The sequence below is a fragment of the Archangium lipolyticum genome (assembly GCF_024623785.1).
Taxonomy (GTDB): Bacteria; Myxococcota; Myxococcia; order Myxococcales; family Myxococcaceae; genus Archangium; species Archangium lipolyticum.
Map to the genome: position 1 here is coordinate 1 of NZ_JANKBZ010000029.1, position 16,402 is coordinate 16,402.

A 16,402-nucleotide genomic window follows, 5' to 3' on the forward strand; every position below is an offset into this window, starting at 1 on the left:
GAATCATCACGCCGCCGATGGTCGCCACTGTCTCGGAACCCGCGACGTCTTCCGTCTCTCCGTGCGCGTTTTATGCTCTGCTGCCCGATCGGTTTGTCCTCCAACCCACGGACTGTGCAGAAGAGCCGTTCTTCGGCCCGTGCTCAACGTGGACGTGCAATGTCGTCAGCTACGCGCAGAGCGTCACACGGACGGGCAGTGGAGCAGGCGCTGTGGCCTCCAGTCCGACCGGCATCAACTGTCCGGCGGGGAGCTGCAGCGCCTCCTTCGCCAGCGGCACGCTCGTGACGCTCACTGCTACACCGAACACCAACTCCACCTTCACCGATTGGTCGGGCGCGGGGTGCAACGGGACGAGCAGCTGCACCGTGACGATGAGTTCGGCCTCGAGCGTTACAGCCACCTTTGAGTCCTCCGCGCCCGCGTGCCAATCCACCTGCACGTGTCCTGAGTCCTATTCGGGGACAGGAGATCCTGGCGCGTTTGGAGGTGCTGTCATCATCCGGCTGGATAGAACGGTAGAATGCAGCACGGCAAGGGTGCATTTCCTGGCGGAAGGGACTACCCGTTACGGCGAGTATGCCTCTTTTGAAGGATATATCGATATAGAGAAGGGGGGATATACGAACCAGCACACCTACAATGACTACTTCAATTGGGTGTTCGTTGATGGGGTTTCGATTTTGGACGTCCAAGCCCTTCCGTAACATTCACGCCTGGAGGAGATAGAGTCGCTCCGGACAGGGTGTCAGACTCGTAAGGGCCACCGGCGCAGGAACGAGTCCTTGGCTTCCTCGGGTCGTGTCGCGCGAATCCTTTGACACCCTCCCCCCGCCACGACGTGACCGAGCACGGGTCAAACCAGAAGCGGACAGGGAGCACAAGTCCTCTGACTGACACAACAGCGGCGGGGCTCCTTTCGCGACTGATCCATTTGGCATGACGATCCTGTTACGACGCTTGTATCCGTCACGGGTTCTGGCCATGGGAAGCCAACGACAAGCCCTGTCCTGGAGCCTGAGCATGGAACCCACAGGCCGGGAGCGATCCCCTTCGTTTGGTCGTGAGATCGATCTTCTCTTCTTGGCGCTGATCGAAGCCAAGGCACCCTACGAGGACTACAGACGCGAACTCTTGAAGTTGGAGAAGCGGTGGCTTCAGAGGACAAAGACCCCAGCCCAGCGACTCGCCGTACAGCAAACCATCGCGAAGACCATCCTCACCGAGGCGTACGGAGGCAGGTTGGCGTGGAAGGAGTTCGGGCGGTGGCTTCGCCGTCTCCAGCAGATTGGCTTCCGCGACCTGGGGATGCGCGTCCACGTCACATGCCTCTACGTGCAGGCACTTCACCTCTTCCCTCGGCAGGCTCGCGAGGCGTGGGCCATGTTGGAGGATACGGAGCGAAGGGTGCGCCGACTCCGTCGAGATCGTCCCCTTCGGCAGGAACATCTGGAGTCGATCTCGCACGCGAAGAAGGTTGCCCGAGTGCCGCGCCCCTCTCCTCGATGACGAGCCCGGCGGGACTTCAAGTCCCCCTGGCGTTCGCCTCGCTGGGAGACGACGTCGACCACAAGTGCTGGCAGGCCGGCACCGAGTCAGGCCTTGCCCGCGAGCGCGAGCTCATCTCCCTCCTCGGCCCCGAGTGCTTCTACGACCACGAGCGCCTCACCCTCCCCACCCGCCGCCCCGTCCTCGACGCCCCCGGTCAGCCCCCGCCCTGAGCGCCTCACCCCCCAGAGAGCAGCTCCGCCTGAACGGCGGCCACCGCCGCTCCCGGAGAGGCCCGGTGACCCGCCGCCGAGAGCGCACGCTCCACCGCGCCCACCGTGGCCAGCACGTCCCCGGGGCCCACCACGTTCATGTGCCCCACCCGGAAGTAACGCGTCTTGAGCTGCGGGTGCAGTCCCCCCGCGAGCACCACGCCCTGCTCACGTGCCCGGCCGAGCACCGCCGCGTCCACTCCCTCCGGGTAGTAGAGGGCGCTGAGCGTGTGGGCCGTCACCGACTCGGACACCGGCAGCATCTTCAATCCCAGCGCGCGCCAGGCGGCCCGGAAGGCCCGTGCCATGCGGCGATGCCGGGCGAAGCGCGCCTCCATCCCCTCGCGCAGGATCTGCCCCAGGCTCACGTCCAGCGCGCACACCAGGTTGACGGGCGGCGTGGCGAAGTAGGCGGCCTTGCCGGCCTCGTAGGCCTCCATGATGGGGAGCCACTCGCCGAAGTCCGCGTACAGCGAGCGCACCGGCGTCCGGCGCGCACGCCACGCCGCCATGGCGCGAGGGCTCACGGTGAGCAGCGCAAGCCCCGGTGGCACGCCAATCGCCTTCTGGCTCGCGGTGAGGTACACGTCCGCGCCCCACGCATCCTGGTGGAACGCCTCCCCCGCGGTGGCGCACACCCCGTCCACCACCGACAGCACCCCGTGCCGGTCCGCCGCCTTCACCAGCGCCTCCGCCGGCGCCAGCACTCCGGTGCTGGTATCCACGTGGGTGACGGTCATCATCTTGAAGCGCCCACCCGCCAGCAGCGCCTCCACCGACGCCACGTCCGGCGCCTCGCCCGGCGCGCACCGCGCATGTACCACCTCCGCCCCATGGCGCTCGAGCAGCAGCGCCATCCGGTCGCTGAAGTAGCCGGTGTTCACCACCAGCGCGCGCTCGCCCGGCTCCACCAGGTTGGCCACCGCCAACTCCATGGCCAGCGTGCCACTGCCCGCCACCACGAAGGGCTGCGCCGAGGGTGCCAGGCACACCTCGCGCAACCTCTTCAGCGCCCGGCCGAAGACGGCGATGAACTCGGGGGCCACGTGGCTGGCCGTCTTCGCCCCCAGCGCCCGCAGCACCTCCGGATCGAACTCCACCGGGCCGGGAATCATCAGCAGGTCTCGCTCGCTCATCGCACTCCTCCTCGCGGTTGCACGCCAGGGGCGTAGCGTAGCGTGGCCCGGGACTCCACGGCGGATTGAGTGGATGTCCGAAAATGACAGCGCCGGGACCCCCTAGGAGGGCCCCGGCGCGGGGTACTTCAGAGGTAGCGCGACTTGGACTAGCGGTAGGTGAGGCCCATGCTGTCCATGCGGGAGATCTGCCCCGCGGAGAACGTATTCATGCAGGCGTCGTCGGTGTAGTCCATGAAGTTGGTGATGGGGTCCAGACCCGTGGTGGAGCAGGTGTCGCGGCCCGTCGGGCAACCCGCGGCAGGGGAGGCCTCGGGCGGAGTGTCACTGACGGAGTCGCCCGGGCTGGCGCAGCCACCCTGGAACGTGTGGTACAGGCCGATCCAGTGACCCACCTCGTGGGTGGCCGTGTCACCCAGGTTGAACGGGGCCGCGGTGCCACCGGGCACCGAGCTGTAGAGCACCACCACGCCATCCATCAGCGGCTTGGAGGCGTAGTCCCACGGGAAGGTCGCCCAGCCGAGCAGACCGCCGCCCATGCCGTTGAAGTAGAGGTTCAAATCCCTCGAGGTGCCCTTGTGCAGGGCGTTCTTCATCTGGGTCTCGGCGCTGGTGCCGGGCTGCGCGGTGAACCAGGTGGAGTTGGTCGTGCGGTCCGTCGACACCAGCGTGAAGTAGTACGGGGTGTTGGCGTACGCGTTGTTCAACACGTTCATCTGGTTGGTGATCATCGTCGAGGTGATGTCACCGTTGGAGATGCCCGTGCCCTTGTTGATGACGTGGACGTAGACGGGGATGTTGACGGAGCGGACCGCGCGCAGCTCGCTCTTCCTGCCCGCCAACTCCTGCGCGAAGCGGCTCTCCACCTGGGCCTGCTCCTCGGGGCTCAGCCTGGGCGTCGCGCAGCCACGCACGTCTCCCGCGGCCACCTCCGCTACCGAGGCAGGCTCCACCGGTTCCTTGTTCTCGGTGTTGTTGTTGCAACCACCCAGGGCAACCAGTGAACCAATCACCAGGGCCAAACGGCCGCTCTTCGAAACGGGGCTCCGCGACATTCCCTACTCCTCAGCGAAAGTTGGGAACAACGGGATAACCCCAAACACATATCCAACACAATACCCCCTTCTTAAATTCTTACACCTCGACGCATGAAATTTTGACATCAAATTTGAAGTCAAAATCAAACGTTGGACAGCCAATCGCTTCGCAGACAGTGTTGGACGCTGAGCGCCCGGCGTCTCTTGACGTAGTGCCTATCGCGAGAAGGTGGCTGACTGCCGCACCCCATGAGCGCTCCCACATCTCTCCGCGTATGTCTCTCCCTCCTCCTGGTCTGTGGCTGTGCCACTCCATCCTCCTCGAGCCGCGACACTCCACCCGAGGCGCGGGTAGCGGAGTGGCGAAGCACTTCGCACCGCGACCATCCGCTGGTGGGCCGCATCTGGGATGTGCGGAACAACCGCCAGGTGGATGAGGCGGCGCTGCTCGCGGACCTCTCCCGGGCTCGCTTCGTGCTCCTCGGCGAGCGCCACGACAACCCCGACCACCACCGGCTCCAGGCGGAGCTGGTCCGGGGACTCACCGCCTCCGGCCGCAAGCCCGTGCTCGCCTTCGAGATGCTCGACACGGAGCAGCAGCATGCTGTCGACGAGGCGCTCGCCCGCGCACCTGGGGACCCGGATGCCATCGCCCAGGCGGTCACGTGGGAGAAGAGCGGCTGGCCCGACTGGCCGCTCTACCGCCCCATCTTCGCCGCGGGCACCGAGCGCGGCCTGCGCATCCTCGGCGCCAACCTCCCGCGCCGCCAGGTGAGAGAGCTCGTCACCCGGGGCCCCGAGGCCCTGGCTCCGGAGACACGCACACGGCTCGGACTCGACACCCCGCTGCCCGAGCCGGTCGACCGCGCCATGCGCGCGGAGATGCACGAGTCCCACTGTGGCCACCTGCCCGAGTCCATGCTCGCGCCCATGGTGCTCGCCCAGCGGGCACGTGACGCGCAGATGGCCGACCGCCTGCTGTCCGCCGCCTCGGAGGACGGAGCCATCCTCATCACCGGCGCCGGTCACGCTCGCACCGACCGGGGCGTCCCGGCGGAACTCTCCCGGCGCGCCCCCAGCCTCCTGGTGCTCGCCGTGGCCTTCCTCGAGGTCTCACCCGAGGCTCGCGAGCCGGGCGGCTACGTGCCCACCGACAGTCCCGGAAAGCTGCCCTACGACTACGTCTGGTTCACACCGGCCACGGAGCGGGAGGACCCGTGCGCCGCGTTCCGCGCGCGTGAAAATGCCCCGGGAAAATAGCCTGTCAGGTCCGGACGGGCCGCCGCGTCACTGCAAGTATAGACGCAACGCTTTGAAGCGCCCGCCCGGAGAGGCCCTACACGCACGTTTTGTTGGTTCGAATCAAACTCCCGGCACACCACGCCGGGATAGCCAAAATGGTAGAGGCACTCGACTCATCATCGAGCAACGCAACGGCTTCCCCACTCGGGCGTTTCATTCATTCCTGACGACTTTCGTGTCCGGCCGAAGAGGCCCTACAAGCCCATTACTCTCGATGTCGCCGGTTCGAATCCGGTCCTCCCGATCCGCTTCGCCGGGAGGTAGCTCAGTGGTAGAGCACGAGGCTCAAAAACGGCTTCCTCACTCGGACACATTCCTCTCACCCAACACCGGCACGGAACGGTCGAGCGCCCGGAGCGCCTCTCGCAAATCGGATGAGGCCGCCTCCGGTGGAGCGCTCCGGGCCCGTGCCACGCGCCGCCGCGCCTCCGCCAGGGCCCGCCTGCCTTCGTCACTGCCGGGAGGGGCCCACTGGGCCTCCGCCAGGTCCAACGAGGCCCGAAGCAGCTCGGAGAGCTCGCGCAGCACGGCATCCCCCTGGAGCTCGGGGGCCGCTTCCAGCGACTCGAAGTCCTCGCGGGCACCCACGAGATCTCCAAGCACCGCTCGCACCGAGGCGAGGTGCGCGGTGAAGCGCAGCGCGTGCCAGCGTGACACCCGTTCCAGGATGCAGATGGACTCCGACAGGCCGGCACGCGCGGCCTCCAGCATCCCGAGCGCCACCAGGGCCCGGCCGAGCTCGCCCAGGGCGACGCCCTCCAGCATGCGCATGCCGAGCTGCCGGCCGATGCGCACGGCGGACTCCAGGTGCTCGCGGGCCTCCGACGCCTGGCCCGCGTCGAGCAGGAAGCAGCCCAGGTTCACCCGGGCCAGCGCCTGTCCCGCCCGGTCCCCCACGCGCGAGGCCTTGTCCAGCGCCTCGTCCAGCAGGACCACCGCCTCCGCCGTGCTCCCGCTCTCGCCCATCGCCATGGCGTAGTTGGTGAGGAAGCCCACCTCGAAGGCCACGTCTCCCACGGCGCGGAACAGCTCCAGCGCGACGCGCAGGTGCGGCAGCGCCGCTCCGGCTCCGTGCCGCCCCAGCTCCAGGATGCCGAGGTTGCCCACCGCGTACGCGTCCAGCCACCGGTCCCCCTCCGAGGGGAGCTCCTTCGCCTCCTGGACCAACTCCCAGGCGGCCCCCATGTCCCCCTCGTCCCGGGCCACGATGCCCAGGTCCACCAGCACGCGCTTCTCCCGGTCCACCGCGCCGAGGGAATGGAACATGGACCGGGCCGCCTCCAGGTCCCTACCCGCCGCCGCGAGCTGGCCCGCCCCATGGTGCGTCCGGCCCCGCACCGCGAACGCCTCGGCCCGCAGCAGCGGCTCCACCTCGATGTTCGCCGACAGCTCCAGCGCGCGGTCCAGCCTCGACAGCGTGCTGCCGACGGGGCCCCGGGCCGTCACGTCCGGCTCCAGCGCCACCAGCAACCCCAGCGCCCGCTCCAGGGAGCTCGCCACCGCGGGTGTCACCGCCAGCGCGTTGTCACAGGCCACCAACAGATTCTCCCGCTCCAGCGAGAACCGGCGGAAGGCCTCCTCGCCCCCCTGCCCCCTCATCCGCGCGCTCAACCGGCGAGCCTTGGCCAGGTAGTAGTCCGCGTGGCGTGCCGCCAGCATCGCCCCCTCGCCCCGCTCCGCCAGCCGCGAGGAGGCGTACTGCTGGATGCTCTCGTACATGCCCAGGCGCAGCTCTCCGGAGAGCCCGTCCGGTGCGTAGGCCCTCAGCAGCGACTTCGAGCGCAGCGAGTGGATGATCTCCAGCACGTCCGGCCCGCCGGGAGGAAACATGAGCACCGACTCGGCCGCCGCCAGCGTGAAGCCGCCCCGGAACATCGAGCACTGCGCCATGACCGTCCGCTCCGCCGGCTCCAGCAGATTCCACGACCAGTCGATGGCGCCCCACAGCGTGCACTGCCGCGCCGAGCCGTCGCGGCGCCCTCCGCGCAGCAACTCGAAGCGGCGCGACAGCCGCTCCTGAATCTGCATCACGCCCAGCAGGTTGGTCCGGGCCGCCGCGAGCTCGATGGCCAGGGGGATGCCATCCAGCTTGCGCACGATGTCCGCCACCCGCGGCGCCTCCGTGTCCGTCAGCTCGAAGCTTCCCCGCACCGCCCGGGCCCGCTGGACGAAGAGGCGCACCGCGTCCGAACCCGTCAGCCGATCCAGGCGCGTCTCCCCCTCCTCCGGCACCTCCAGCGGCTCCAGCTCGATGACCCGCTCGTCGGGGAACAGGAGCGCCTCGCGCGAGGTGACGAGGAACCGCGCCCGGGGTGCCAGTCCGCGCCAGCGGCCCAGCGTGGCCGGCAGGTGGTGGATGACGTGCTCCACGTTGTCGAGGATGACCAGCACGTCCCCCCGTCCGGCCAGCGCCCGGCCCAGCCGCGCCGCCGGTTCGCTGTCCTCTCCACTGCGCGTCAGCGCGACCCCCAGCGCCTGGCCGACGGCGTGGCAGATGTCGTCCACCGTCGCCGCGTCCGTCAGCCCGCACATCCACACCCCGCCCGGCCACGTGCCCGCGCCGAGCTGAGTGTCTCCGAAGCTGTTGGCCAGCCGGCTCTTTCCCATGCCACCCGGGCCCAGCAGCGTGACGAGCCGGGCGCCCTCGTCGAAGCAGCGCCGCAGCAGCGCCAGCTCATCCTTCCGCCCGATGAGCTCGCTCGTCTCACCCGGGACATTCCCGCGCCGCACCCGCTGTACCCGCGGGGCCTCGAAGCACCGGGCCGCCAGCGTCGCGGGCAGCAACTCCACCAGGGTGACGGCATCCTCGATGCCCTTGAGGTGGTACTCGCCCAGGGGGCGCACCACGGGCTGGCCCAGCGCCTCCAGCGAGCCCTCCACCTGGGCCCAGGCCGCCCCACTCACCAGGACCTGCCCGCCGTGGCCCGCCGCCGCCACCCGTGCCGCCACGTTCACCATCCTCCCGAAGTAGTCCGCCTGGCCCGTCCGCGCGTCGATGCGGCACTCCGGCTCGCCCAGGTGTACGCCCATGCGAACCCGGAGCCCACGGTGCACCAGCCCGCGCGGGCCTCGCACCTCCGCCGCATCCGCCTCGGCGAGCAGTTCCTCCGGCCAGGGCGCGAGCAGCAGTTCCTGCTGCGCCGTCAGACACCAGCGCACGGCCTCCACCGCCGAGTCGAAAGCCACCATGAAGGAGTCACCCTGCGTCTTCACCTCGTAGCCCTCGCTCTCCGCCAGGAGCGCGCGCAGCACCCGGTCATGCACGTCCAACGCGGCACGCATGCCGGAGCTGTACCGCTCCCACAGCCGCGTGGAGCCCTGCACGTCCGTGAAGACGAGCGCCACCGTTCCGGTGGGCACCTCGGCGGCCGGACGGATCCGATTCCGCGAGGGGCTCCCGAAACCGGAGACCTCGGTGGTGCTGAACGGTGAGAACATGTGCAGGACTCTCCCCATCACCCGGGCCCTCGCGTCCGCTCATGATGAACTGATGCACTGGCGCTGGCGCCCCCCGCGTGCGGAATCCGTGAACCAGCGTACGGAGTGTCCGCCTCACGGCTCGCGAGACGACACCTCCGCAACGGATGAGAACACACCTCGGACGACAACCCCTCACGTGAGCTCCGCGGGTGGCGGAATGAGAGGCGGAGCTGCCAGGGCGCGGGGAGTGTCTACACCTTCACCGAGTGCCCTCCCCGGGGTACGCCCCGCCCCTCGGGGCACTGCTCGAGCCCGAAGCGCGGACCTGGAGCAGATAGAAGACGTAGCCGTAGGACGAGCCATGCCGCGCGTAGAGGGAGATCTCCCGCTCCGTCTCGGCGATCGCGGTGGCCAGGAGCGCGTCCTCACGAGCCCGGGCCCGAAGCGACTCGATGCGCGCCCGCAGCGGACGGTAGTACTCGTCCCACCACGCCGACTCCGGCAGCACGAAGGTGTCCAGCACCTCGAAGCCGGCCGCGCGCGCGGCGGCGCCGTTGGACGCGATGGTGCCCATGGTGGGGTATGCCTCACGCCAGAAGGCGGCGGCCTTGTCCGGCGGGGAGGCCGTGAGCCACGTCGCCTCGGTGAGGGCCATCACCCCCCCGGGACGCAGCAACGGGCGCCACCGCCGCAGGCCCTCGGCCCAGCCCAGGAGGTAGATGGCCCCCTCGGACCAGATGAGGTCCACACTGCCCGGCGCCTCCTCGAGCGCTCCGAAATCGGCGCACCGCGTGCGGACGAGATGACCCAGTCCCCGTGCCGCGGCCGAGGCCTCCAGCCGGGCCAGGAAGGGCGCATGCAGGTCCACGGCGGTGACGCGGGTGCCAAGCTCCTCCGCCAGCACGAGCGTCTGGCGCCCGGGGCCACAGCCGAGGTCGAGCACCTCGGGCGCGGCGGGGAGCAACGGACGGAGGCGGCGGAGCGCCTCGCGGGTGATGTCGTCACTCCCCGGCGCCTCTCGGGGCAGGTCCGTGTGCAGCAACATGAAGGCATCGACCAGCATGGGCACAACCTACACCGGCCGATGACGCCGGGTCTCACGAACTCAGGCGTGGAGCTTGCGCATCGCTCCGCGCACCGCGAGCGAGCCCGCCATGATGGAAATGCCACGGACGAGGATCTCCACGCCCACCACCACGCCCAGGGCCCACAACGAGGAGGCGGGCATCTGGGCGAAGATGATGGCACCCAGCACCACGGACACGATGCCGTAGGCGAAATCCCATCCCCAGCCGGCGTACCGGTCCGAGATCGACGTGATGCTCCGGAAGAGCCCGCTGGCGAAGAAGTACCCCGCCAGCAGGAGCGTCAACGCCACCAGCCCGACACCCGGACGAGCGAGCACCACGGCTCCCACCACGATGGAGAGGATGCCTCCCAACAGGAAGAGCAGGAAGGGGCCCGTCTTCCGGACGCGGAAGGCGTGGACGACCTCGAAGATGCCCGCCACCACCAGCATCGCTCCATAGAAGATGACCGACAGGACGCTCGTGAGCACGACCGCGCCCAGCGCCACGACACCGACCAGCGCCACGAGCAGCCCCATCAGGAAAGGACCACCCCACAGGCTCGCCTGCATCCGTGAACCACGCGTGTCATTGATGTCCGAACCGGGATTCGAATCCGTGATGGCCATGACAGGGCTCCGAGGCAGCCGGGCTGTATCTCGCGAGAGCCAGGCAGGGCCCGGCCGCCCGCCCGCAGCCCACCACCCGGTGTTCGCACGTCATCCGGGTGGCCACATCCAACCTGTGCACCCTGGCCGGGCCCGCCCGCTTGTGCCCTGACGCTCGGAGCCCCACCTTCCGAGGGATATGGCCCACCCCATCGAGGACTACGCACTCATCGGAGACACCCAGACAGCGGCACTGGTGGGACGGGACGGTTCCATCGACTGGCTGTGTCTGCCCCGTTTCGACTCGGGGGCCTGCTTCGCGGCCCTGCTCGGTGAGCCGGAGCACGGCCGTTGGAAGCTGGCGCCAGCGGAAGAGCCCCCACGCCAGGTGCGGCGGCGCTACCACGAGGGCAGCCTCGTGCTGGAGACGGAGTTCACCACCGCCGATGGCGTGGTGCGGGTCGTGGACTGCATGCCCCCACGAGACCGCACACCGGACGTCATCCGCGTGGTGGAGGGCGTGAGGGGCCGGGTGCCCATGCGCATGGAGCTCGTCATCCGTTTCGACTACGGCTCGGTGGTGCCGTGGGTGACGCGGCAGGGCGAGGAGCTACGCGCGGAGGCGGGACCGGATGCCCTCAGCCTCTACTCTCCAGTGAAGACACGGGGACAGGGACTTCACACCGAGGCGGACTTCACCGTGTCCGAGGGCCAGCGAATCCCCTTCGTCCTGCGCTGGCATCCCTCCAACGAGCCACCGCCACCGCCCCTGGACGGACTGACGGCCGCGGCGGACACCCAGGACTGGTGGCGGGAGTGGTCGAGCCACTGCTCCTATCAGGGCCCTTGGAGCGAGCCCGTCCACACCTCGCTGATGACGCTCAAGGCCCTCACCTACGCGCCCACCGGAGGCATCGTGGCGGCGGCCACCACGTCGCTGCCCGAGCGGCTCGGCGGCGTGCGCAACTGGGACTACCGCTTCTGCTGGCTGCGGGACGCCACCTTCACCCTCTACGCCCTGCTGCTCGGCGGCTTCCGGGAGGAGGCCATGGCGTGGCGCGAGTGGCTGCTGCGCTCGGTGGCGGGGGACCCCGCGAAGCTTCAAATCATGTACGGGGTGGCCGGCGAGCGCCGCCTCTCCGAGACATTCCTGGACTGGCTGCCCGGCTATGAGGGCTCCAAGCCGGTGCGCACGGGCAACGCGGCCGTCCACCAGTTCCAGCTCGACGTCTATGGAGAGGTGATGGATGCGCTGCACCAGGCGCACCGCACCGGACTGGTCCGTGACAGGCGTGCCTGGGACGTGGCGCTCGTGCTGATGGACTTCCTGGAGTCCGGGTGGCGGAAGCCCGACGAGGGGTTGTGGGAGGTGCGAGGGGAGCGCCAGCACTTCACCCATTCGAAGGTGATGGCCTGGGTGGCCTTTGATCGCGCGGTGAGGTCGGCGGAGCACTTCAAGCTGCCGGGGCCCGTGGAGCGCTGGAGGAAGCTGCGCCATGCCCTCCACGAGGAGGTCTGCCAGCGAGGCTACGACCCGAAGCTCGGCGCCTTCACGCAGGCCTATGGCTCATCCCGCCTGGACGCGAGTCTGCTGCTGATGCCGCTGGTGGGCTTCCTTCCGCCCAGGGAGCCGCGGGTGCTGGGCACCGTGCGCGCCATCGAGCGGGAGTTGCTGCACGAGGGGCTCGTGCGGCGCTACCACACCCACGAGACGGAGGACGGGCTGCCTCCGGGCGAGGGAGTCTTCCTCGCCTGCTCCTTCTGGCTCGCGGACAACTACATCCTGCAGGGCCGCATGGACGAGGCGCAGGCGCTCTTCAACCGGCTGCTCGGCCTGCGCAACGACGTGGGGCTGTTGTCCGAGGAGTACGATCCGGTGAACCGGCGCATGCTGGGCAACTTCCCGCAGGCCTTCTCGCACGTGGGACTCGTCAACACGGCGTTCAACCTCGAGCGGCACCGCACCAGCCCCGCCATCCACCGGCGCGAGAACCACAACGGAGAACAGGAGCAGCCGTCGTCCTGACGCCCGCCGGTAGGATGAGGGTTGACCCCTTGCAGCTCTACATGGGGCGGGGAATCAGACGCGGAAGGGACCGGAGTGGTCCTCGGGCCAGAGCACCCGGGGCTCCTCGCCCTCGCGCACCAGGGCGATGACCGCTCCCTCCAGCTGGTCCTCCTCGTCGAGCGCCTCGACGATGGTGCGCACCGCCACGTCCAGGTCCATCACCCGGCAGAAGACGTTCATGCGCCCGGGCTGCGTCTCGCCGCCCTCCACCTCGCCGTTGCCCGTCCAGCCCAGCACGTCCGTGAGCAGCTCCTCCACCGCGTGGCGCTTCTCGAAGTCGTGCCCCGTGCCCTTGCCCTTCAGCGCGTACTGGATGACGAGCGGCACCATGGCGTCCAGGTCCGGCTCGTCGTAGCCCTGGTCCACCAGCGGCTCGGCCGCCTGGGCGATGGCCATGTCCGGGTCCTCGTCGGCCGGGAGCGGCTGCTCCTTCTCCTCGCCCGTCTCCCCGACGGTGCCCCAATGCACGGTGAGCTTGTCCTCGTGCACCCAGGCCGCCCAGTAGCGGAGCGTGTCGCCTTCCTTCTTGTAGAGCTTCAGCACGCGCGCACTCTACACGCCGGGGCCGCGTCGTCCCGAGTCAGAAGGCACGGCCCTGTCCACCATCCACCGGCACGGTGGCCCCCGTCACCCAGCGCGCCCGCTCCGAGCACAGGAAGGCGACCACGTCAGCCACCTCCTCGGGCACGCCGAAGCGGCCCCAGGGCAGCTCCTCGCGCACCATCTTCTCCACCTTCTCGGGGTTCGCCTGCCGCCGCCGGTCCCAGCTCCCCCCGGGGAACAGGATGGAGCCCGGCGCCACCCCGTTGACGCGGATGCGGTGGCGCGCCAGGTCGATCGCCATCTCCTTCGTGAGCGCCGTGAGGCCCGCCTTGGCCGCCGTGTAGGGCGCGCTGGTGCCGTACTCGCGGCCGTAGATGGAGTTGATGTGCACGATGCAGCCGCCACCCCGCGCCTTCATGACCTCCACCGCGTGCTGGCTGCACCACACGGCGGCCAGGAGGTTGCGGTCCAGCACGTCCTTCCACTGAGAGGCCGTGGCCGCGTCGAAGGCACCCGCGCCGCCGCTGCCGCCCACGTTGTTGACGAGGATGTCCAACGCACCCAAGGCGCGCACCGCCGTGTCCACCGCCGCCGCCGCCCCCTCCGGCGTGGCCACGTCACCCGCCACCGTGACCACCTCGGCGCCCGAGGCCCGCAGCTCCGCGGCCGTGGCCTCCAGCCCCTCCACTCCGCGCGCGCTCAGGCACACCCGCGCGCCCTCGCGCGCCAGCACCATGGCGATGGCCCGGCCAATGCCCCGGCTGCTGCCCGTGACGAGCGCCGCCCTACCCTCGAGTTCCAGGTTCATGCGGCGCGTTCTACCCCGGCGCCTGGCTCCCCTGGAGCCTCCAGGTGGGGCCAATCCGGCCCCCGGCTCCCTGGCGGAGCACCTTCCGGGCAGGAGACCGCGGGGTGGGCAGGGGGCGATGAGCCTCCATCACTCCAGGGATTGCCCGCCCCTCCGGGACTCCACACGTTTCGTCACGAGAGGGGGACAGGAGTGCGCGCCATGGTCCGCGGAAACACCCGCCCCACCTCTTTCTCCTCCCGGATGCTCGTGGCGTACCTCATCGCCTACGCCATCTCCGCCGCGGGAGTCGTGCTCGGATTCTTCCTCCGCTCCGTGCCCTGGCTCTCCTTCGGCCTCTGGCTCGCGGCCAGTCTCTCGGTGATACTCATCGACCGGGCCGTCACCGCGCGGATGCCCCAGGCCGTCCCCTCCAGCCGGGAGCGCCGGGAGAACCCCGGCTCCATGTTCCAGAGCAGCCCCGCCGCCCTTACCGTCATCGGCATCATGGCCGTGGCCGCACTGATCGTCTCCCTCTTCGCCCACTGGTAGGAACTCTCATCCCGGGGAGCGGATACCCTCACCCCGACCCCCTCCCAGAGGGAGAGGGAGTGGGAGGGGAGTGGGGCTCAGGGACCACTGTTCGGTGGCACGGGCGGTGGGAGTGGCAGCTGGAGGGGGGTTTGGCCCGAACCACCCACTCCGGTGGGGGACTCGTTTCCCTTCGGCGGCGGCAGCGGCCGCCCCACGTACTGGACGTTGTCGTTGTTGTCGATGGCGAAGCGCACCAGCGCGCGCAGCACCTTGTTGCGCCGCACGTTGCCCACCATCTGCCTCAAATCCTCGTACACCGTCGGGTCCTTCAGGATGCCGCCCAGCGAGCCCTCGCCACGCGCCACCATGGACGTAATCTGTTTGATGTCCGCCGCCGCGCTCCCCAGGTCCGACAGCATGTTGCCCGCGTTGCCGTAGACCAGCTGGTGCACCGCGCTGTCCGGGTTCTTCTTCGCGTCATCCAGCAGCCCGGCGAGCTGCCCCGCCGCCGCCCCCAGCTCCTGCACCGCCTTGGCGCCCTCCTGGCCGTAGATGAGCGCGTGCGCGGTACCATCCCCGTTGCGCACCTCGTCCAGCAGCCCCTCCACGTGGCCCACCGCCTTGTCCACCCGCAGCGCCACGCGCGAGGCATTGGACACCAACGTGCGCACCTGCCTGCCCGTCTCCTTGTCGTAGATGAGCGCGTGCAGCGCGCCGTCGCCCTTCTCCACCTCCTCGAGCAACTGCCGCAGGCTGCGCAAGCTGGCCGCCACGTCCTCGGCCATCTTCGGGTCCCCGTACGCCTCCACCGCCACGCGCAGCGTACGGCTCGCCGCCACCATGTCATCCATTACCTGCGATGCCCCCTTCATCAACGAGGACAGGTCACCCCCCGACGTGCTCGGAATCTCCCCCTCATCCGCCACCTGGGGCTGGTCCAGCGAGCCGATGGAGATGTCCACCGCCTTGTCGCCCAGCACGCCCAGGCTGGACAGCCTCGCCACCGAGTCCGCCCGCACCCGCTGCGCGTACTTCCGGCTCAGCTTCAGCCGCACCTCCAGCCGCTTCTCCCCGGGCCTCGTCGGGAAGCTCACCCCTTCCACCCGGCCCACCTCCAGGCCGCCCAGCCACACGGGCGATTGGTCCGTCAGGCCCTCCACGTTCTCGAAGTAGGCGCGGTACGTCACCTCCCGCTCGAAGAGGCGCGTCTCCTGCCCGATGAGGAAGACGACGAGGCCCGCCAGCGCCAGCGCCAGGGCCACGAAGCCACCCACGCGCAACGACAGGCGCCGGTCCTGGGACGTGCCACCAAAGAGGCTCATGGCGCCACCTCCGCCCGAGGCTCCAATTCCTGACGCCTCGCATCCAGGAAGGCCCGCACCTCGGGCACCGTGGACGCGCGCACCTCCTCCGTCGTGCCCACCTGCACGATGCGCCGGTTGGCCAGCATCGCGATACGGTCCGACACGCTGAAGGCACTCATCATGTCGTGGGTCACCACGATGGACGTGCACCCGAGCTGCTTCTGCATGGTACGAATCATCTGATTGATGTTCTCGGTGGTGACGGGGTCCAACCCCGTGGTGGGCTCGTCCCAGAGGATGACCTCCGGATCCGTGGCGATGGCCCTCGCCAGCCCCACCCGCTTCTTCATGCCGCCGGACAGGTCCGCCGGCCGCATGTCCTCGATGCCCGGCAGGCCCACCAGCTTCAGCTTCCCGGCCACCCGCTCCCTCAGCTCCTCGGGAGACATGCGAGGGAAGTGCTCACGCAGCGGGTAGGCGATGTTCTCCCCCACCGTGAGTGAGTCGAACAGCGCCGCGCCCTGGAACACCATGGCCACATGCCGGCGCACGTCGATGAAGTCCTCTTCCCGGTAGCCGGTGAGATCCTGCCCCTCGAAGAGGATGCGTCCGGCATCCGGCCGCAGCAACCCGATGAGGCACTTGAGCAACACGCTCTTGCCCGTGCCCGAGCCGCCGATCACCGTGAGTGTCTCGCCCGCGTACACGGACAGTTGCAGGTCGTCGTAGACGCTCTTGGGACCGAAGGACTTCCGCAGGTGCTCGAAGCGGATGAGCTCCTCGCCCTTCACGGGCGGGCGGAACTCCAGGCGGGATGTGCGGTGGCGGAAGAGCAT

General features: G+C 69.3%; 17 protein-coding genes and 2 pseudogenes. 10 read left to right on the forward strand and 9 right to left on the reverse strand.

Features of this window, described 5'->3' with window-relative positions; genetic code table 11:
* The first annotated feature begins 17 nt into the window (after positions 1-17).
* The 3 genes from NR810_RS52915 to NR810_RS39800 all read left to right on the forward strand — a co-directional run bounded on the left by NR810_RS52915 (position 18) and on the right by NR810_RS39800 (position 1,721).
* Positions 18-707 carry an InlB B-repeat-containing protein gene (locus NR810_RS52915; RefSeq protein WP_407653877.1) on the forward strand — a complete coding sequence of 230 codons (690 nt, stop codon included), beginning with the start codon at positions 18-20 and terminating at the stop codon, positions 705-707.
* 316 nt (positions 708-1,023) lie between these two features.
* Entirely contained in the window at positions 1,024-1,509 is a 486-nt protein-coding gene (locus tag NR810_RS39795) for a hypothetical protein (RefSeq protein WP_257460283.1), read from the forward strand.
* Positions 1,506-1,721, forward strand: a complete 216-nt coding sequence (locus NR810_RS39800) for a hypothetical protein (protein ID WP_257460285.1) — start codon at positions 1,506-1,508, stop codon at positions 1,719-1,721. Before NR810_RS39795 ends, NR810_RS39800 begins: the two co-directional genes overlap by 4 nt.
* A gap of 5 nt (positions 1,722-1,726) precedes the next feature.
* Here NR810_RS39800 and NR810_RS39805 read toward each other — a convergent pair whose 3' ends face one another.
* Both NR810_RS39805 and NR810_RS39810 read right to left on the reverse strand, forming a co-directional pair.
* Positions 1,727-2,896 (reverse strand): pyridoxal-phosphate-dependent aminotransferase family protein, encoded by a 1,170-nt coding sequence (locus NR810_RS39805; RefSeq protein ID WP_257460287.1) that lies wholly within the window; start codon positions 2,894-2,896, stop codon positions 1,727-1,729.
* Positions 2,897-3,045: 149 nt separating this feature from the next.
* Positions 3,046-3,951 carry a zinc metalloprotease gene (locus NR810_RS39810; RefSeq protein ID WP_257460288.1) on the reverse strand — a complete coding sequence of 302 codons (906 nt, stop codon included), beginning with the start codon at positions 3,949-3,951 and terminating at the stop codon, positions 3,046-3,048.
* A 393-nt stretch (positions 3,952-4,344) separates the two neighbouring features.
* Here NR810_RS39810 and NR810_RS39815 point away from each other — a divergent pair, with 393 nt between their 5' ends.
* The 5 genes and pseudogenes from NR810_RS39815 (at position 4,345) to NR810_RS39835 (ending at position 7,255) form a co-directional block, all read left to right on the forward strand.
* A complete protein-coding gene (locus NR810_RS39815; RefSeq protein ID WP_257460289.1) occupies positions 4,345-5,193 on the forward strand; it encodes a ChaN family lipoprotein in 849 nt (282 codons plus the stop codon).
* 296 nt (positions 5,194-5,489) lie between these two features.
* A pseudogene (locus NR810_RS39820) lies at positions 5,490-5,561 on the forward strand.
* A 347-nt stretch (positions 5,562-5,908) separates the two neighbouring features.
* Positions 5,909-6,214 carry a hypothetical protein gene (locus tag NR810_RS39825; RefSeq protein WP_257460290.1) on the forward strand — a complete coding sequence of 102 codons (306 nt, stop codon included), beginning with the start codon at positions 5,909-5,911 and terminating at the stop codon, positions 6,212-6,214.
* A gap of 204 nt (positions 6,215-6,418) precedes the next feature.
* Positions 6,419-6,868 carry a hypothetical protein gene (locus tag NR810_RS52360; RefSeq protein ID WP_306818913.1) on the forward strand — a complete coding sequence of 150 codons (450 nt, stop codon included), beginning with the start codon at positions 6,419-6,421 and terminating at the stop codon, positions 6,866-6,868.
* Between the two features lie 195 nt (positions 6,869-7,063).
* On the forward strand, positions 7,064-7,255 hold the full coding sequence (locus NR810_RS39835; RefSeq protein WP_257460291.1) for a hypothetical protein: 192 nt from the start codon (positions 7,064-7,066) through the stop codon (positions 7,253-7,255).
* Between the two features lie 98 nt (positions 7,256-7,353).
* On the opposite strand, the pseudogene NR810_RS39840 reads toward NR810_RS39835, so the two are convergent.
* The 3 genes and pseudogenes from NR810_RS39840 to NR810_RS39850 all read right to left on the reverse strand — a co-directional run.
* Positions 7,354-8,691: pseudogene (locus NR810_RS39840) on the reverse strand (adenylate/guanylate cyclase domain-containing protein); the annotation flags it as partial.
* Positions 8,692-8,914: 223 nt separating this feature from the next.
* Positions 8,915-9,718, reverse strand: coding sequence for an SAM-dependent methyltransferase (locus NR810_RS39845; RefSeq protein ID WP_257460293.1), 804 nt, complete (start codon positions 9,716-9,718; stop codon positions 8,915-8,917).
* A gap of 42 nt (positions 9,719-9,760) precedes the next feature.
* The gene (locus tag NR810_RS39850; protein ID WP_306818914.1) at positions 9,761-10,351 is read right to left on the reverse strand and encodes an HdeD family acid-resistance protein; all 591 of its coding nucleotides are present in this window, start codon (positions 10,349-10,351) and stop codon (positions 9,761-9,763) included.
* A 178-nt stretch (positions 10,352-10,529) separates the two neighbouring features.
* Between NR810_RS39850 and NR810_RS39855 the strand changes: the two genes are divergently transcribed.
* A complete protein-coding gene (locus NR810_RS39855) occupies positions 10,530-12,356 on the forward strand; it encodes a glycoside hydrolase family 15 protein (protein ID WP_257460295.1) in 1,827 nt (608 codons plus the stop codon).
* 54 nt (positions 12,357-12,410) lie between these two features.
* Here the strand turns inward: NR810_RS39855 and NR810_RS39860 are convergent, their stop codons facing one another.
* Positions 12,411-12,941 (reverse strand): hypothetical protein, encoded by a 531-nt coding sequence (locus NR810_RS39860; protein WP_257460296.1) that lies wholly within the window; start codon positions 12,939-12,941, stop codon positions 12,411-12,413.
* Between the two features lie 37 nt (positions 12,942-12,978).
* On the reverse strand, positions 12,979-13,749 hold the full coding sequence (locus NR810_RS39865) for an SDR family NAD(P)-dependent oxidoreductase (RefSeq protein WP_257460297.1): 771 nt from the start codon (positions 13,747-13,749) through the stop codon (positions 12,979-12,981).
* Between the two features lie 201 nt (positions 13,750-13,950).
* Between NR810_RS39865 and NR810_RS39870 the strand changes: the two genes are divergently transcribed.
* Complete coding sequence (locus NR810_RS39870) at positions 13,951-14,280, forward strand: hypothetical protein (RefSeq protein WP_257460298.1); 330 nt, start codon at positions 13,951-13,953, stop codon at positions 14,278-14,280.
* A 77-nt stretch (positions 14,281-14,357) separates the two neighbouring features.
* On the opposite strand, the gene NR810_RS39875 is transcribed toward NR810_RS39870, so the two are convergent.
* The gene (locus tag NR810_RS39875) at positions 14,358-15,584 is read right to left on the reverse strand and encodes an MlaD family protein (protein ID WP_257460299.1); all 1,227 of its coding nucleotides are present in this window, start codon (positions 15,582-15,584) and stop codon (positions 14,358-14,360) included.
* Positions 15,581-16,402, reverse strand: coding sequence for an ABC transporter ATP-binding protein (locus tag NR810_RS39880; RefSeq protein ID WP_257460301.1), 822 nt, complete (start codon positions 16,400-16,402; stop codon positions 15,581-15,583). Before NR810_RS39880 ends, NR810_RS39875 begins: the two co-directional genes overlap by 4 nt.

What these genes read in the sequence shown, in the direction of transcription:
- NR810_RS39805 (WP_257460287.1), bottom strand. Translation starts at nt 2,896, where the DNA reads ATGAGCGAGCGAGACCTGCTGATGATTCCCGGCCCGGTGGAGTTCGAT.
- NR810_RS39835 (WP_257460291.1), top strand. Translation starts at nt 7,064, where the DNA reads ATGAGCACCGACTCGGCCGCCGCCAGCGTGAAGCCGCCCCGGAACATC.
- NR810_RS39870 (WP_257460298.1), top strand. Translation starts at nt 13,951, where the DNA reads ATGGTCCGCGGAAACACCCGCCCCACCTCTTTCTCCTCCCGGATGCTC.
- NR810_RS39845 (WP_257460293.1), bottom strand. Translation starts at nt 9,718, where the DNA reads ATGCTGGTCGATGCCTTCATGTTGCTGCACACGGACCTGCCCCGAGAG.
- NR810_RS39880 (WP_257460301.1), bottom strand. Translation starts at nt 16,402, where the DNA reads ATGCTCTTCCGCCACCGCACATCCCGCCTGGAGTTCCGCCCGCCCGTG.
- NR810_RS52360 (WP_306818913.1), top strand. Translation starts at nt 6,419, where the DNA reads ATGTCCCCCTCGTCCCGGGCCACGATGCCCAGGTCCACCAGCACGCGC.
- NR810_RS39825 (WP_257460290.1), top strand. Translation starts at nt 5,909, where the DNA reads ATGGACTCCGACAGGCCGGCACGCGCGGCCTCCAGCATCCCGAGCGCC.
- NR810_RS39810 (WP_257460288.1), bottom strand. Translation starts at nt 3,951, where the DNA reads ATGTCGCGGAGCCCCGTTTCGAAGAGCGGCCGTTTGGCCCTGGTGATT.
- NR810_RS39875 (WP_257460299.1), bottom strand. Translation starts at nt 15,584, where the DNA reads ATGAGCCTCTTTGGTGGCACGTCCCAGGACCGGCGCCTGTCGTTGCGC.
- NR810_RS39865 (WP_257460297.1), bottom strand. Translation starts at nt 13,749, where the DNA reads ATGAACCTGGAACTCGAGGGTAGGGCGGCGCTCGTCACGGGCAGCAGC.
- NR810_RS39850 (WP_306818914.1), bottom strand. Translation starts at nt 10,351, where the DNA reads ATGGCCATCACGGATTCGAATCCCGGTTCGGACATCAATGACACGCGT.
- NR810_RS52915 (WP_407653877.1), top strand. Translation starts at nt 18, where the DNA reads ATGGTCGCCACTGTCTCGGAACCCGCGACGTCTTCCGTCTCTCCGTGC.
- NR810_RS39855 (WP_257460295.1), top strand. Translation starts at nt 10,530, where the DNA reads ATGGCCCACCCCATCGAGGACTACGCACTCATCGGAGACACCCAGACA.
- NR810_RS39800 (WP_257460285.1), top strand. Translation starts at nt 1,506, where the DNA reads ATGACGAGCCCGGCGGGACTTCAAGTCCCCCTGGCGTTCGCCTCGCTG.
- NR810_RS39795 (WP_257460283.1), top strand. Translation starts at nt 1,024, where the DNA reads ATGGAACCCACAGGCCGGGAGCGATCCCCTTCGTTTGGTCGTGAGATC.